Annotated in this window: 17 protein-coding genes; 6 read left to right on the top strand and 11 right to left on the bottom strand. The window is 62.5% G+C overall.

Annotation, left to right across the window (positions count from 1 at the left end; translation table 11 throughout):
* Nucleotides 1–5: 5 nt before the first annotated feature.
* Together NKH29_RS16185 and NKH29_RS16190 are read right to left on the bottom strand one after the other, a co-directional pair.
* Nucleotides 6–491 carry a VOC family protein gene (locus NKH29_RS16185; protein ID WP_352483124.1) on the bottom strand — a complete coding sequence of 162 codons (486 nt, stop codon included), beginning with the start codon at nt 489–491 and terminating at the stop codon, nt 6–8.
* Between the two features lie 72 nt (nt 492–563).
* Nucleotides 564–749 (bottom strand): DUF1127 domain-containing protein, encoded by a 186-nt coding sequence (locus NKH29_RS16190; RefSeq protein ID WP_352483125.1) that lies wholly within the window; start codon nt 747–749, stop codon nt 564–566.
* 191 nt (nt 750–940) lie between these two features.
* Between NKH29_RS16190 and NKH29_RS16195 the strand changes: the two genes are divergently transcribed.
* The gene (locus NKH29_RS16195; protein ID WP_023719132.1) at nt 941–1,834 is read left to right on the top strand and encodes a transcriptional regulator GcvA; all 894 of its coding nucleotides are present in this window, start codon (nt 941–943) and stop codon (nt 1,832–1,834) included.
* A 61-nt stretch (nt 1,835–1,895) separates the two neighbouring features.
* On the opposite strand, the gene NKH29_RS16200 is transcribed toward NKH29_RS16195, so the two are convergent.
* Together NKH29_RS16200 and NKH29_RS16205 are read right to left on the bottom strand one after the other, a co-directional pair.
* Entirely contained in the window at nt 1,896–2,672 is a 777-nt protein-coding gene (locus NKH29_RS16200) for a class I SAM-dependent methyltransferase (RefSeq protein WP_023719131.1), read from the bottom strand.
* A gap of 120 nt (nt 2,673–2,792) precedes the next feature.
* Nucleotides 2,793–3,266, bottom strand: a complete 474-nt coding sequence (locus NKH29_RS16205; protein ID WP_352483215.1) for a VOC family protein — start codon at nt 3,264–3,266, stop codon at nt 2,793–2,795.
* On the opposite strand from NKH29_RS16205, the gene NKH29_RS16210 reads away from it, so the two are divergent.
* Nucleotides 3,259–3,510, top strand: a complete 252-nt coding sequence (locus NKH29_RS16210; RefSeq protein ID WP_156948077.1) for a hypothetical protein — start codon at nt 3,259–3,261, stop codon at nt 3,508–3,510. The two genes, NKH29_RS16205 and NKH29_RS16210, sit on opposite strands and share 8 nt — an antisense overlap.
* A 41-nt stretch (nt 3,511–3,551) precedes the next feature.
* Here NKH29_RS16210 and NKH29_RS16215 read toward each other — a convergent pair whose 3' ends face one another.
* The gene (locus NKH29_RS16215; RefSeq protein WP_352483128.1) at nt 3,552–5,597 is read right to left on the bottom strand and encodes an ABC transporter ATP-binding protein/permease; all 2,046 of its coding nucleotides are present in this window, start codon (nt 5,595–5,597) and stop codon (nt 3,552–3,554) included.
* Between the two features lie 159 nt (nt 5,598–5,756).
* Here NKH29_RS16215 and NKH29_RS16220 point away from each other — a divergent pair, with 159 nt between their 5' ends.
* Nucleotides 5,757–6,080, top strand: coding sequence for a GFA family protein (locus NKH29_RS16220; protein WP_084642673.1), 324 nt, complete (start codon nt 5,757–5,759; stop codon nt 6,078–6,080).
* 108 nt (nt 6,081–6,188) lie between these two features.
* On the opposite strand, the gene NKH29_RS16225 is transcribed toward NKH29_RS16220, so the two are convergent.
* From NKH29_RS16225 to NKH29_RS16235, 3 genes are read right to left on the bottom strand one after another with little or no spacing between them, the layout of a single operon-like run.
* Nucleotides 6,189–6,548: an SRPBCC family protein gene (locus NKH29_RS16225; RefSeq protein WP_352910586.1), complete on the bottom strand. Its 360-nt coding sequence runs from the start codon at nt 6,546–6,548 to the stop codon at nt 6,189–6,191.
* 7 nt (nt 6,549–6,555) lie between these two features.
* A complete protein-coding gene (locus NKH29_RS16230) occupies nt 6,556–7,029 on the bottom strand; it encodes a MarR family winged helix-turn-helix transcriptional regulator (protein ID WP_023719127.1) in 474 nt (157 codons plus the stop codon).
* Entirely contained in the window at nt 7,026–7,868 is an 843-nt protein-coding gene (locus NKH29_RS16235) for an N-acyl homoserine lactonase family protein (protein ID WP_352494909.1), read from the bottom strand. Before NKH29_RS16235 ends, NKH29_RS16230 begins: the two co-directional genes overlap by 4 nt.
* Nucleotides 7,869–8,057: 189 nt before the next feature.
* On the opposite strand from NKH29_RS16235, the gene NKH29_RS16240 reads away from it, so the two are divergent.
* Nucleotides 8,058–8,348, top strand: coding sequence for a hypothetical protein (locus tag NKH29_RS16240; protein ID WP_352494910.1), 291 nt, complete (start codon nt 8,058–8,060; stop codon nt 8,346–8,348).
* Between the two features lie 53 nt (nt 8,349–8,401).
* Here NKH29_RS16240 and NKH29_RS16245 read toward each other — a convergent pair whose 3' ends face one another.
* On the bottom strand, nt 8,402–8,695 hold the full coding sequence (locus tag NKH29_RS16245; RefSeq protein WP_352910590.1) for a hypothetical protein: 294 nt from the start codon (nt 8,693–8,695) through the stop codon (nt 8,402–8,404).
* Nucleotides 8,696–8,894: 199 nt separating this feature from the next.
* Between NKH29_RS16245 and arr the strand changes: the two genes are divergently transcribed.
* Entirely contained in the window at nt 8,895–9,302 is a 408-nt protein-coding gene (gene arr / locus NKH29_RS16250; RefSeq protein WP_502895871.1) for an NAD(+)--rifampin ADP-ribosyltransferase, read from the top strand.
* A 109-nt stretch (nt 9,303–9,411) separates the two neighbouring features.
* On the opposite strand, the gene NKH29_RS16255 is transcribed toward arr, so the two are convergent.
* Nucleotides 9,412–10,722, bottom strand: a complete 1,311-nt coding sequence (locus NKH29_RS16255; protein WP_353000110.1) for a hemolysin family protein — start codon at nt 10,720–10,722, stop codon at nt 9,412–9,414.
* Nucleotides 10,723–10,912: 190 nt separating this feature from the next.
* A complete protein-coding gene (locus NKH29_RS16260; RefSeq protein WP_353000111.1) occupies nt 10,913–11,827 on the bottom strand; it encodes a LysR family transcriptional regulator in 915 nt (304 codons plus the stop codon).
* Nucleotides 11,828–11,953: 126 nt separating this feature from the next.
* Between NKH29_RS16260 and NKH29_RS16265 the strand changes: the two genes are divergently transcribed.
* Nucleotides 11,954–12,973 carry a zinc-dependent alcohol dehydrogenase family protein gene (locus tag NKH29_RS16265; protein ID WP_353000113.1) on the top strand — a complete coding sequence of 340 codons (1,020 nt, stop codon included), beginning with the start codon at nt 11,954–11,956 and terminating at the stop codon, nt 12,971–12,973.

Here is a 12,973-nt window from a genome sequence, read left to right on the forward strand (position 1 = left end):
GAGGGTCAAGCCTTGCCGGCGTAGGCGGCTTCGAGGTCGGCGATGATGATCTTGCGCATCCCATACATCGCCTGCCGGACGCGGTTGGCCTTTTCGCGATCCGGATCGGCACTGAGCCGCGGCAGGATTTCCGGGATGACCTGCCAATAGACGCCGAACTTGTCAGTGAGCCAGCCGCAGGGTTGTTCCCTGCCGCCGCCGGCGGTGAGCGCCTCATAGTAGTAGTCGGTCTCGGCCTGGTCCTTGGTCTCGATGTAGAGCGAGAGCCGCTCGTTGAAGGGCGGCTGCGGCCCGGCGTTGAGCGCTGTAAGGTGCAGTCCCTCGAGCTCGAAATCGAAGGTGGCATGCGGGACCGTCTTGTTGGTTCCGGACACCCAGTCGGTGTATTCGATCGTCTCGAGCACTTTGCCGTTCTTGAAGACCGAGAGATAGAAATCGCGGGCCTCCTTGGCGTCGGTGTTGAACCAGAGGAATGGATGGATGGTGGCCATGTCCGTTCTCCGTTAATTCCTTGCGACAGCGATCTTTCGCGAAGAACCTGTCCGCCGTTACTTTCGTTCAGGCTAGCGGCGGTCCGACTGCCGATAGATCGAGCCGTCCCAGTCGCGGGCAAACCCGAGGTCTTCGAGCCGGCGGGTCGAGAAGCGTGCAATCAGCCGCTCGGTCCGGCGCCGGCTGCTCGAGGCGAGGATGCGGCCGGCCATGCCGGTCAGGACGTCGACGATGGGTTCAACTCGTTTGGCGCTCATGGTGCTCTCCGTGGATGTGGGCGGTTGCCCCGCGACTTTCGTCAGCGAGAGTATCAGTCACATCAGACTTGCCTTTTGCAGCGGCGGTGGATGGCTGATTACGTGAGCAAACATGCCGTCTTCCGGTCTGGACGACAAACGACTTATCGGCGACAATGTGTGAGCATCGCTCACACATGCAGGTATCGATCATGCCCCGGAAACTGCCTCCCCTCACCACCTTGCCGAGCTTCGAGGCGGCGGCGCGCCTGTTGAGTTTCTCCAAGGCGGCAGAGGAACTTCATGTCACCCACGGCGCCATCAGCCGGGCGATCAAGAACCTTGAGGATCAGCTCGGTGTGCAGCTGTTCGAGCGCGGTACGCGTTCGGTGAGCCTGACCGCCGTCGGCGAGCCCTATGCGCGGGCGGTGCGCGAGGTGCTCGACCAGTTGGCTGCCGCCACCGCTGCAGCAACGGCCCGCTATTCGAGCTCGACACTGAACGTCAGTACCTCCGATGGCTTCGCGGGGAGATGGCTGGTGCCACGCCTCTATCGCTTTCACCGTGCGCATGGCGACATCGATGTGCGGGTTTCGACGAGCGGGAAGCTGACCAACTTCCTCGGCGACGGCATCGATGTCGCGGTCCGGTATGGCAGCGGAAATTATGCGGGGCTCACGTCAGAGTTCTTGACCGGCGAGGAGGTGTTTCCAGTGTGCAGCCCAAAGCTTCTTGAGGGTGCACATCCGCTCCGCACTCCTCAGGATCTTAAACATCACACGCTGATCCGTGACAGCTTTCCGATCGACTGGGCGACCTGGCTCGCAAGCGCCGGGGTCGACGGCGTGGACCCGCAGAGCGGGATTACCTTCGACTCTGCCACCTTTGCGATGGAGTCGGCAGCACAAGGCGAAGGGGTGGTGCTGGGCCGGACCATGCTCGTTGCAGCCGACCTTGCCGCCGGGCGACTTGTCCGGCCCTTCGGCCACGCCCTGAAATCCCCCTCCAGCTTCTATCTCGTCTACCCGCCAGCGGCGATCCGTCAGCGCAAAGTCAGGGCTTTTCGGGATTGGCTGCTTTCAGAAGTCACGCCGCAAATAGGGTGACGGGAAGGCCGAGCCGAGGGGACAGTTCGCCTACAGATCAATGTCCGAAAAACCGCTACTATCAGCTCGCCCGAACTGCGGTGATGATCCAGGCACGCGAGTCGAAAAGCACGCCGTCCGCGGTCAAGCGCGCGTCGAGCAGTTCGCGCAACCGCCGCAGCGCCGCAGCGACATCCACATCCGCGCTAGCCAGCGGATCCTTCACCAGTTGCAGGCCAAGCAAAGCGTCATAAGCCGCATCGACGTCCAGGCCATAGAAAACCGGTTCATGCACTTCGGCAAAGTCGACCGAAACAAAACCGGACGCACGCAAGACCTCCGCGGTGATGACGGGGTCACCGAGCGAAAACGGGGTGGCGGCGGCTGCCGATATGGCGGTCCCCGGCGCAATCGCCCGCTGAATGGCAGTCGCCCACTCGTTGCGGTCCTGGCCCTGCCATACCATCCACACAAGACGTGCCCCTGGTCGCATCGCCCGGCCGATATTGGCGAACGCCGCCGCCGGATCGGCAAAGAACATCACGCCAAAGCGACTGATGCACAGATCGAAGCCGGCAGGCGGAAACGCCAGCAATTGCGCATTGCCGCGCTCGAAGGCGACGTTTCGCAATCCCTCGTCCGCGCTACGCCTCCGGGCGAACTCGAGCATCTCGGCCGATACGTCCACCCCGAGCACGCTGCCTTCCACCGCGACGCGGGCAGCATCGCGAGAAGATTGTCCCGAGCCGCATCCGATATCGAGCACGCGATCACGCGTTCCCGCCTTGACGGCAGCCCTGAAGACCTCGTTGTGCCGTCGCAGCTCGGCGTCGTAAAACTCGGCGCAGTTCAACACCATCGCACGCCTGCCTGGACATGATGGGCACGGCGGCATTCCCAGCCGCTCCGCTCTGATCTTGTCGATGATCTCCTCAGCCGGGTGATGCACCGACTTCTGCTTCGGGTCACCCCAGCACTATCAGCCGCGCCGCGCCGCCTCGATCGCGGCAACGTCGATTTTCTTCATCTCCATCATCGCCTCGAATGCGCGCTTTGCTTCGTCGCCGCCGGCAGCCATCGCCTCGGTCAGAACGCGCGGCGTGATTTGCCAGGAGATGCCCCATTTGTCCTTGCACCAACCGCAGGCACTTTCCTGGCCGCCATTGCCGACGATGGCGTTCCAGTAGCGGTCGGTCTCCTGCTGATCGTCGGTGGCGATCTGGAAGGAGAAGGCTTCGTTGTGTTTGAACGCGGGACCGCCATTGAGGCCGAGGCAGGGGATGCCGGCGACCGTGAACTCGACCGTCAGCACGTCGCCCGCCTTGCCGGACGGGTAGTCGCTGGGAGCGCGGTGGACGGATTTCACCAAGCTGTCGGGGAAAGTCTCGGCATAGAAGCGGGCCGCAGCCTCGGCGTCCTTGTCATACCAAAGGCAGATCGTGTTCTTGGCGATTGTCATTGCTGGTCCCTTTGCTTTTGAATCAACCTGGGCTTTTGATCAACCTGGGCTTTTGGAAACAACCTGGGCTTTTGAAATCAACCCGGGCCTTGAAGTCAATCCGGGCTTTTGCACAGCCAGCCTCGGCGTTGCACTACGAAAATGGAATGCGCTCGTGCCATCTGACGTTCCGACAGCAACACCTGCACGGCATCAAGGTATCACGGCTGGCACTTTTAAGACCAGATGTGGGCAGTGACTCGAACGGGCGACGGTCCGCCGGGTCCCGACCGGTGGCCTTCACTTTTTTGTCTGGGGCAGCTTTGTCTGGGGCAGCGCCGCTTTGCTCAAGGGCGTGCTGGCTTTCGGTTGGGCGCCCCGGTGCCTCAGGAGGCGCACAAGCAAGTTCCGTCTGCCCTTGCGCGGGACGAGATCGATATCGCTGACAAGCTTTGCGCCGCCCTCGCGACGCTCCAACGTGATCTTGCGGCTATGAAAGGTTTCCAGCTCGGCGCGATGCGCTACGCTGATGATGGTGACCTTCGGCAATTCGCGAATGATCATCTCCATCATCTTGTCCTGGCTCTTCTCATCAAGTGCTGAGGTTGCTTCATCCAGCACTATGATATCGGGGCTGTGCAGCAGAAGACGCGCGAAGGCGAGCCGCTGCTTTTCGCCACCCGACAAGGTCTGGTCCCATGGCGCGTCCTCTTCGATCTTGGCGTTGAGATAATCGAGTCCCACCTTGTCGAGAGCCGCCTTGATCTTTTTCAGCGTCCAGTTGTCGGCGGCGCCTGGATAGGCGACTGCGCGGCGAAGCGTCCCGGTGGGGATGTAAGGCCGTTGCGGCAACATGAACAACCGTCTGTCGGCGTGGATGTTGACGCTGCCGCTACCCCACGGCCACAGGCCTGCGACGGCCCGCACCAGCGTGCTCTTGCCTGAGCCGGATTCGCCGGCAACGAGCACCCGCTCGGCTGGTTTGATCACGACCTCGGTTTCCTTGACCACGGCGGTACCGTCGTCGAGCGACACGGAGAGATTGTTCAGCCCAAGCATCGCATCGCCTTCGGTTTCGCCGCGCTTAATGCGTCCAAGGGTGTTGCTCTGTTCCGCCCGCTCAAGCCCGTCGAGCGACATCATCAGCGAGGCGATGCGCCGTGCACAGGCATTCCAATCAGCGAGACGGGGGTAGTTGTCGACCAGCCATCCGAACGCGCCCTGCACGATGGCAAAGGCCGAGGCAGCCTGCATTACCTGTCCAAGTGTCATGCTGCCTTCGAGAAACTTTGGAGCGCAAAGCAGAACCGGCACGACCGGCGCAAACAGGCTCGACCCCTGCGACACCAGCGCTGTGCGCATGTGCTGGCCTGCAAGGAGCGCCCACTGCCTGAGCACATGGGCGAATGTCTTGTCCATGCCGCTGCGCTCCTCCTCCTCGCCGCCGAGCAATGCGATACTCTCGCCGTTTTCCCGCACGCGCGTCAGCGTGTAGCGGAACTCAGCTTCCGCCTGGTTTTTTTCCTCGGAGAGGTGGACGAAATGGCGGCCGATGACCGCCATCGAGGTGGACGTGATTGCGGCATAGATTACCGCGGTGACGACCAGGAAGCCGGGAATGGTGACGGTCGAACCTGCAATCGGCAGGGTCAAGGCGCCGCCGATCGTCCACAGCACCACGATGAAGGTCGAGGCCGACAGAAATGCGACGATGACACCGGCAATGAAATCGACGGGCGATTCTGTGGCAATCCGCAAATCCTCGGCGATGCGGGCTTCGGGATTGCTGTGGTCGCCGCCGACGAGGTTCAGCTGATAGTAGCGGCCACTTGCGAGCCAACGCGCGATGACTGCGGTGGTGAGCCAGGAGCGCCAGCGGCGCTGTATCGTCATACGAAAGAAGACTTGTGCCACCACAAGGCTTGTGCTTCCGAGCACGAGCGGCACGAAAACGGCGCTCAGCCGATATACGGTATGGGCGTTGCGTTGCTCAATGGCGTCGAAAATTGCGCGATTCCAGACATTGATCCCATACTGGAAGCCGACATTGGTGACGATCAGGACCAACAGCCCGATCGTGCATGGCCAAGCGAGCCTATCGCCAATGCTGCCCCAGTAACCGCGCGCGCTGATCCAGAAACGCTTCAGCAGGTACCTCTTGCGCGCCTGCTCAGCCTCTTCGGGTGTCAGCTCCGGATCGGGTTCGATGAAATCCGGCGGCGGCGCGGCCTCGCCGACGACCTCGGACGCGGCTTCGACAGTCGAGTGTTTCTCGTGGCGCGACCTCTCGGCATCGCGCAATTGGGCGGCGTCAACCGATTTCGGCTTGAATCTAGCCTCGGGCATCCGGCGATAACGGCTTAAAAATCAGAAGGTTTCATAGCGTCCGCTTGAGATGGTCAGCTGCCAACAGCGCCTGGGTTTCGCTCATGATTGCCGGCTGCCCTAGCGGCCTCGCTCCTGCATCGGCTCCTGTGACCGCGACGCAGCTCCGCCGGCAGGCGCATCGCGTGCAGTTGGCTGGAGTGTCAGCGATGCACCGGGACGGCGTTTTCGTACCGGGCCATCTACGCCGACGCGGCCCTCGTCGGACAGAAAGGGGAGACCAGATTCTGGCGCAGAACCTGGTCGTCGGGACAATGGTTGGAGCAGACATTCTGCACCATTTGCGGATCGGTCGTTTTCATGCGGGCAGAAGGATTGAAGGATGCGCTGTCGGTCTCGGTCGGCTGTCTGGAGGACCCGCATTTTCCGGCCCCGGCAACGCTCCACTGGCCTGACAGGAAACATAAATGGCTTTGTTTGGAAGGCTTGCCCAAGGTCGCTTGAGGAGCGAAATGGCGATGCGTGCAGACGCTGGCACAGAGTTGCAACAGAACTTCAGGGATCACTCTGCTGGACGAGCAGTCTCGACAATTCGCTTCAGGCTCTCAAGATTTATTCGCATGCCGCGTTCGAAGAAGCTGGACGCGAGCGGCGCGAGAAGCGCCATCGGCCCGGGAAGCCCTTTTCCGGTAATCGAACCCTCGAGGTGGAGATGCGTTCTGTGGCCTGTCGGCCCAGCCGAAAGCGGTAGGTGAATGGCGTCGGCCCGCTCAAGCTGGACAAAGTCAGCAGTGCATCGACTTCGAACTCGGTGACCTCCACGATGTTTTCGAGGACCCGCCCGACCGGGCCGGCCGTGAGCTTGGCTACGGACTGCACAGCCGAGTACCAGGCCGGAGCCGCTTCAATATCCTCGATATGACGGAAGACGGTCTGGGCAGGCCTGTCGATCTCGATTGATATGTCGAACATTTGTGACTTATTCCTTCGGGAGATCGGATGATGGCCCATCGCGCCGGGCGATTGCGTTGCCGGCGGCTGTTCCGGCGACCAGAACTCGCAGCAGCCCGACGGCGGTTGTGACCTCGTTCGGCGTGAGCCGCTGGCCCAGCCATCCGTAAAGCCGGGATTCGACCTGCCGGATTTCGGCGGCGAGCCGGTGCCCCTCCTGTGTCAGTTCGAGCTCCACCTGCCGGCGATCGTCGGAGTTTTCCCGCCTGACGACGAGCGCCCGCTCGACCAGCGTGCTTACCAGCCGGCTGGGACTGCCGGTCTCGCAGACCAGCAGCTTGCCAACAGCATTGAGCGACATTGGTCCGCCGGCCTTCAGGCAGCTGATGACTTCAGCCTGGGAAGGGGTGACGCCAAGCGGCGAGAGCAAGTCGGTAAGCAGCCTGTTGCCTTCGCGCTGGGCGCCGAGAATGAGGAATCGGAGCTCCTCTTCTGGTTTCATGCCGCCGCTCCCAGTTCGACCGGGGCGGTCACCAGCTGACGCGTCGCCAGCCGCACGGCGCTCTCCGGATCATGGGTCGGCAGATAGATCGTCGGCTGCTGCTCGGCGAGGTGCCGGACGGCTCGCAGGGTGGCGGCGGCAATTTTTGTATCGGGTCCCACGCCGTCCACCTTGCCGGCAAGCATCAGTGCCTGGTTGTAAGACGTGTCGCCGGCGAGAAAGAGCGTTGCGTCGCCATCCTCCACCAGCACCGAAAGATGACCGGCAGTGTGACCAGGAGTTGCGATCGCCACGACGTCGCCCGCTTTGGTCAAGCGCTTGCTCGCCGCAAATTGGCCGAACGGTCCATCGTCGAGCTCGAGCCGTATGGGGTTGAACCAGTCGGGCCAGCGCTGCGGCAGGTAGCCGCGGAGCATTCCCATGAAACCCGACGCCGTGTCGATCTCACTGGGGGCGGCGAGTATCTGGCTATGGGGAAAATGCACCAAGCCCGCATCGTGGTCCATGTGCAGATGCGTGAGCACCACCCGTTTGACGTCGCGCGGCCCGATGCCCAGGCCACGCAGCTGCGGCCCGATCTCTTCTTCCGGCTCGATACGAAAGTGCACTTCCCAGCGAAAGAACGGATGCAGCGAGCGTCCGTGCCCGTTCAGCAGATGCGCCGCCTGTCCAGTGTCGACAACAATGACGCCTTCGTCATGCTCGATGGCCCAGGCGAAGGTCGGCAACCAGCCGGACCAGTTCCTGTCGGCAAAGATGCTGGCAAGCCCATGGCCGCGTCCTTCGATCTGGGCCGTCTTGATGCGGACCGACCCGGTCCGGATGGCATGTACTTTCATTTTTTCCTCTCCATTAGATGATATGTCATCGTATGACACGTCATATATTGAGGAGTCAATAGAACGGAGGAGAAAAGATCAGCGCGACAGCGATCGCGAGCATCTGCCGCTCAGCCCGACCGCGCAGGCGCTGAATTCCGGAACAAGGGTGCGATTTTGCCGTTGAGCCAGAAACTGGAAGCGACCCGCATGTCCGAATTGCCGAATGAAGAGATCGAAGGGCGGCTGAACGCCCAGCGCGAGACTTTGGCGCTGGTCGTCGCACTGCTTGCCAGCAAGGATACGGCACCCGAGCGAATATGGGCCGAGCTGGAGGCCCGTTTTCAGTTTCAGAACAGTCAGGAGGACCCCGGCGTCCTGCCAAGCAGCGCATTCGCCATCGAGGCTGCGAAGATGCGGGAGTTCAAGCTGATCGCCGAAGAGGCGCGGGCGCGCACTGCGGAATGGAACGGCAGGGACATGCCACAGGGCGCCAGCTGAAGCCCCGGCAAGTGGTTGCAGGACCGGCTATTTTGCGAGGGGCCGAGCAGGCGTCAGCTTTGCCCTAAAAGTGCACGCGCCAACTCTTCCCATTCCTCGTCAAGACTTAAGGTCGATGGCGCGGCGTTGCAGCGGCGATACCAATATTCGGCATTCGACTGGTCGCCTTCCTTGCGGTGGAGATAGGCATGCACGTGCATGCCCGCAGTATCGTCGCGCCGCTGCGCGCACTCGTGCGCCTTAGCCCAATTGCCCTTTGCATCCCACCACAGCGCCTGCAGGGCAGGGCTCAAACCGTCTGGCGGCTGTGGTTTCGCAATCGAATCCCTGAAGGTTTGCAGATCCATTTTTCCACCCTAGCAACGTACAGGGCGCCGATAATACCTGCACCGGCAGCCGACCGATAGCGTGCATCGGGCGGCATAACCGGAATGGGTGTCGGGAGCCGATAACCGCACGGCCAGATGCTTGATTTGGTGACGTGCATGAAATAGTGCGCACCACGGCACCATGATGCCTGAGACAGCGAGGATGGGTAGCGAGCCGATGACAGCCCCCGACAACGCACGCCAATTCTACCACGGCACCCGGGTCGACCTTAAACCGGGAGACCTGATAGAAGCCGGCTACAGCTCCAATTACGGCGCGAGAAAGCAGGCAGCCTGGGTCTATCTGACCGGCACTCTGGATGCGGCCATCTGGGGTGCAGAGCTGGCCGCTGGTGACGGACGGGAAAGGGTCTATATCGTGGAGCCAACCGGCCCGATCATGGACGACCCCAATCTTACGGGCAAGAAATTTCCCGGCAATCCGACGCAGTCCTATCGCTCCCGTGAGCCGCTCAGGATCACGGGCGAGGTCGCCGAGTGGCAGGGCCACTCCCCCGAGCGGCTGAAAGAGATGAAGGACCATATCGAACGGCTGAAGGCGCAAGGCATCGAGGCAATCGATTGATCGCTAAATCCTGCGATTGCCAAGCTTGGCTCTGACCTACGGTCGGCGGCAGTCGCCGCGAAATACGGCTCCACGTCCGCAATGGGTCAGGACCCAACCGCACCGCCTCCTATCGCACGACCTCGCGGTGGGCGCCGGGCAGTCGGGTGGCGATGAGCTTGTCGATGCGGCGGCCGTCGAGGTCGACGACCTCGAAGCGCCAGCCTTGCGCGTCGACGCATTCGCCGGTCGCCGGCAGATGGTGCATATGCGACAGCACATAGCCGGCGACGGTTTCGTAGTCGCGGTTCTCGGGCAGATCGATGCGGAGAACCTCCGCCATCTCGTCGGCCTGCATGTAGCCGGCGAGCAGCCATGAGCCGTCCTCGCGCTTGACGGCGTTTTCCTCGTCGCCGGCATCGAGGTCCGAGCGGAAGACGCCGGTGATCGCTTCCAGTATGTCGGCCGGGGTGACGATGCCTTCGAAATGGCCGTATTCGTCGTGCACCAGCGCCATCGGCACGTCGGATTCCTTCAGCGTCGCAAGCACATCCAGCGCGTCGGCCTGGTCATGCACGATCGGGGCGGTGCGCACGTGCCGGCGCGGGTCCAGGGCGCGGCCGCCCAGCATCGCGGCCAGCACGTCGCGGGTCTGGACGACACCAATCATGGCATCGACGCCGCCGTCGCCGGCCGGCAGGCGCGAATGCTGGGTATCCATCAGCAGCTTCCTGATGGCGGCCTCGTCAGCTTGCAAATTGATCCAGTCGACCTCGGTGCGCGGCGTCATCACCGCGCGCACGGCACGGTCGCCGAGCCGCATGACGCCCGCGATCATGCGGCGTTCGTCGGATTCGATGGTGCCGTGGTGCTCGGCCTCGGCGACCAGCATCTTGATCTCCTCGTCGGTGACCTTCTCCTCGCTCTGGCCGCGCTGGCCAAGCAGCCACAGGAGGGCACGGCCGGAAAAGTCGAGCAGGAAGACCAGCGGCGCCGAGAAGCTGGCGAGGATGGTCATTGCCGGAGCGACCCTGACGGCGACCCGTTCGGGGTCGCGCAAGGCGATCTGCTTGGGCACCAGTTCGCCGATGATCAGCGAGCCATAGGTGATCAGGGCGACGACGATGCCGACGCCGAGCGGGTCGGCGAGGCTTTCGCGGATACCGGCCGACACCAGGAAGGTGGCCAACCGCTCGCCAAGCGTGGCGCCGGAAAAGGCGCCGGACAAGACGCCGACCAAAGTGATGCCGATCTGCACCGAGGACAGGAATTTGCCCGGATTGGCGCCGAGCGCCAGAGCCCGGCCAGCGCCCTTGACGTTGCGGTCGATCATCGCCTTGAGGCGCGCCGGCCGCGACGAGACGATGGCGAGCTCGGACATCGACAGAAGGCCGTTCACACAGATGAGGACGACCACGATGGCAATTTCAGCATAAAGCATGCCGGGTCCATAGCATTGCCACGCGGTTTTCGAAAATAGGACGGTCGCGATTTTTCAGGGCAATCGCTTCAGACAGAAAAGATAATGCCCAATTCGTGTTGGAGGTTATCAATTGTCGAAGTCGGCGCCGCCCTGGCAGCGCAAACCTTAAGCAATGGCCCTTTGTCTTTTCAACTAGCCGGCGGAGCAATCAAGCGGCATCCCAGGGCGGCGCGGAAAAATGCTCGATCAGGGTGTCGACAACGACGCGCACCTTTGGCGCGAGGTTGCGTGTTACCGGCCAGATGGCATGCACCGCGGTATTTTCGACAAGACAGTCCGACAGAACCATTTCGAGCTCACCGCGCCTGATGCTGTCGGCCGTCAGCCATGTCGGCAGAAAGACGATGCCGCAGCCGGCCAGTACCGCATCGAGCATCGGTTCGCCGTGGCCGAGCACCAGCCGCGCCTTGGGCGCGAATTTTTCGAGACGGCCGTCGGCATGCCTGACGGTCCAGGGATGGACAGCGCCGTCGCGGCCGTAGCCGATGAGGCTATGCCTGGCGAGATCCTCGATCGATTGCGGCCTGCCATGGGCGTCGAGATAGGCGGGGACGGCGACGATGCCCGAACGCTGGGCATAGATGCGGCGCGCGGCGATCGAAAGGCTGTCGTCGAGATCGCCCATGCGCACCGCCAGATCGATGCCTTCCTCGATCAGGTCGACGCGCCGGTCGTTGAACGAGATTTCCATCGTCAGATCCAGGAATTTTTTGGAAATGTCGAACAGCACCGGGGCGACGCATCGCCGGCCGAAAGCCAGAGGCAGGTCGACGCGCAGCCGCCCGGAAGGCACCTGCTTGCGGGAAGCGAGCAGTGACTGGGCGGCTTCGATCTCGGCCAGCGCCCTGACGCAGGCTTCATAGTAGCTCACGCCCTCGCTGGTTGGGCTGAGGCTACGGGTGGTACGGTTGAGCAGGCGAACGCCCAATCGCTGTTCCAGCTGTGCGATCGACTTGCCGACCGCCGATTTCGTGACATGCAGCCGGACAGCGGCGCCGGTGAAGCTGCCAGCCTCCACGGTATGAACGAATGCGACGATGCCCTGCAGATTGGCCGATTCCAATGAAGCGCTCCTATTGTAGAGTTTCACTCATTAATCCGTTGCAAAACATGCCACATAGAAGCTCTTTTCTCCATAGTGAAACGGCGTAAATGTCCGCGCAGCCATCAACCGCGGAGCGCGAACCAAATGAGCACCGAAAACAAATCCTGGCAGATGAACGGTTTCGGTCTGTCCAGGCTGAAGCCGGCTGAGGGCAAGCTGCCCCAACCCGGGCGGCATGACCTGCTGGTGCGCGTCACAGCGGTATCGCTGAATTACAAGGACAGGATGATCGTCGATGGCGTGCTGATACCGGACCTCAGCTTTCCGTTCGTGCCGACATCGGACGCGGTTGGCGAGGTGGTGGCGATCGGCGGCAAAGTCAGCCGCTTCGGCATCGGGCAGCGCGTGCTCGGCCAAGTGATCGCCGATTGGCCGGACGGCGACGCGCCGCCCGTACTGCACAAGTACACGTTGGGTTCGTCGCTGCCCGGCACGTTGTCCGAGCATGTGCTGTTTCATGAGAATGCCGCCGTGGCGGCGCCGCCGTCGCTCAGCGACGTCGAGGCATCGACGCTGCCGATCGCGGCGCTGACGGCCTGGTTCGCGCTGGTCGAGGCGGCCAAGCCGATCCCGGGCGAAACCGTTCTCATCCAGGGCACTGGCGGCGTGTCGCTGTTTGCGCTGCAATTTGCCGCCGCCTTAGGCCTGCGCGCCATCGTCACCTCGAGCTGCGACGAGAAGCTCGAGCGGGCGAAGGCGCTCGGCGCCTGGAAGGGAATCAATTATCGCAGCCAGCCGGCATGGGACGAGGCGGCGCGCAAGCTGACAAACGGCGCCGGCGTCAGGCATGTGCTGGAAATGGTCGGCGGCGACAATGCGCGGCGCTCGCTCAATGCGCTGGGCGCCGACGGCAGGCTGTCGCTCATCGGCCTTCTCGGCAGCATGGAGCTTAGTTTCCCGATCATTCCGTTCCTGCGCAACCGGATCGTCGTACAGGGCATATCGATCGGCCACCGCCGCGCTTTCGAGCGGATGAACCAGGCGATCGAGACGCTTGCGATCAAGCCGGTGATCGACAAGGTGTTTGGCTTCGACGAGGTGCCGCAGGCATTTGAGCGATTGGAGACGGGACCGTTCGGCAAGATCGTGATCACCGTGCCCTGA

It is taken from the genome of Mesorhizobium sp. M1295, assembly GCF_040318135.1.
Taxonomy (GTDB): Bacteria; Pseudomonadota; Alphaproteobacteria; order Rhizobiales; family Rhizobiaceae; genus Mesorhizobium.

Coding starts and splice junctions, on each gene's coding strand:
- NKH29_RS16225 (WP_352910586.1), bottom strand. CDS start 6,548: ATGTTCGACATATCAATCGAGATCGACAGGCCTGCCCAGACCGTCTTC.
- NKH29_RS16195 (WP_023719132.1), top strand. CDS start 941: ATGCCCCGGAAACTGCCTCCCCTCACCACCTTGCCGAGCTTCGAGGCG.
- NKH29_RS16190 (WP_352483125.1), bottom strand. CDS start 749: ATGAGCGCCAAACGAGTTGAACCCATCGTCGACGTCCTGACCGGCATG.
- NKH29_RS16240 (WP_352494910.1), top strand. CDS start 8,058: ATGTCCGAATTGCCGAATGAAGAGATCGAAGGGCGGCTGAACGCCCAG.
- NKH29_RS16235 (WP_352494909.1), bottom strand. CDS start 7,868: ATGAAAGTACATGCCATCCGGACCGGGTCGGTCCGCATCAAGACGGCC.
- NKH29_RS16200 (WP_023719131.1), bottom strand. CDS start 2,672: ATGGTGTTGAACTGCGCCGAGTTTTACGACGCCGAGCTGCGACGGCAC.
- NKH29_RS16255 (WP_353000110.1), bottom strand. CDS start 10,722: ATGCTTTATGCTGAAATTGCCATCGTGGTCGTCCTCATCTGTGTGAAC.
- NKH29_RS16230 (WP_023719127.1), bottom strand. CDS start 7,029: ATGAAACCAGAAGAGGAGCTCCGATTCCTCATTCTCGGCGCCCAGCGC.
- NKH29_RS16265 (WP_353000113.1), top strand. CDS start 11,954: ATGAGCACCGAAAACAAATCCTGGCAGATGAACGGTTTCGGTCTGTCC.
- NKH29_RS16185 (WP_352483124.1), bottom strand. CDS start 491: ATGGCCACCATCCATCCATTCCTCTGGTTCAACACCGACGCCAAGGAG.
- NKH29_RS16215 (WP_352483128.1), bottom strand. CDS start 5,597: ATGCCCGAGGCTAGATTCAAGCCGAAATCGGTTGACGCCGCCCAATTG.
- NKH29_RS16245 (WP_352910590.1), bottom strand. CDS start 8,695: ATGGATCTGCAAACCTTCAGGGATTCGATTGCGAAACCACAGCCGCCA.
- arr (WP_502895871.1), top strand. CDS start 8,895: ATGACAGCCCCCGACAACGCACGCCAATTCTACCACGGCACCCGGGTC.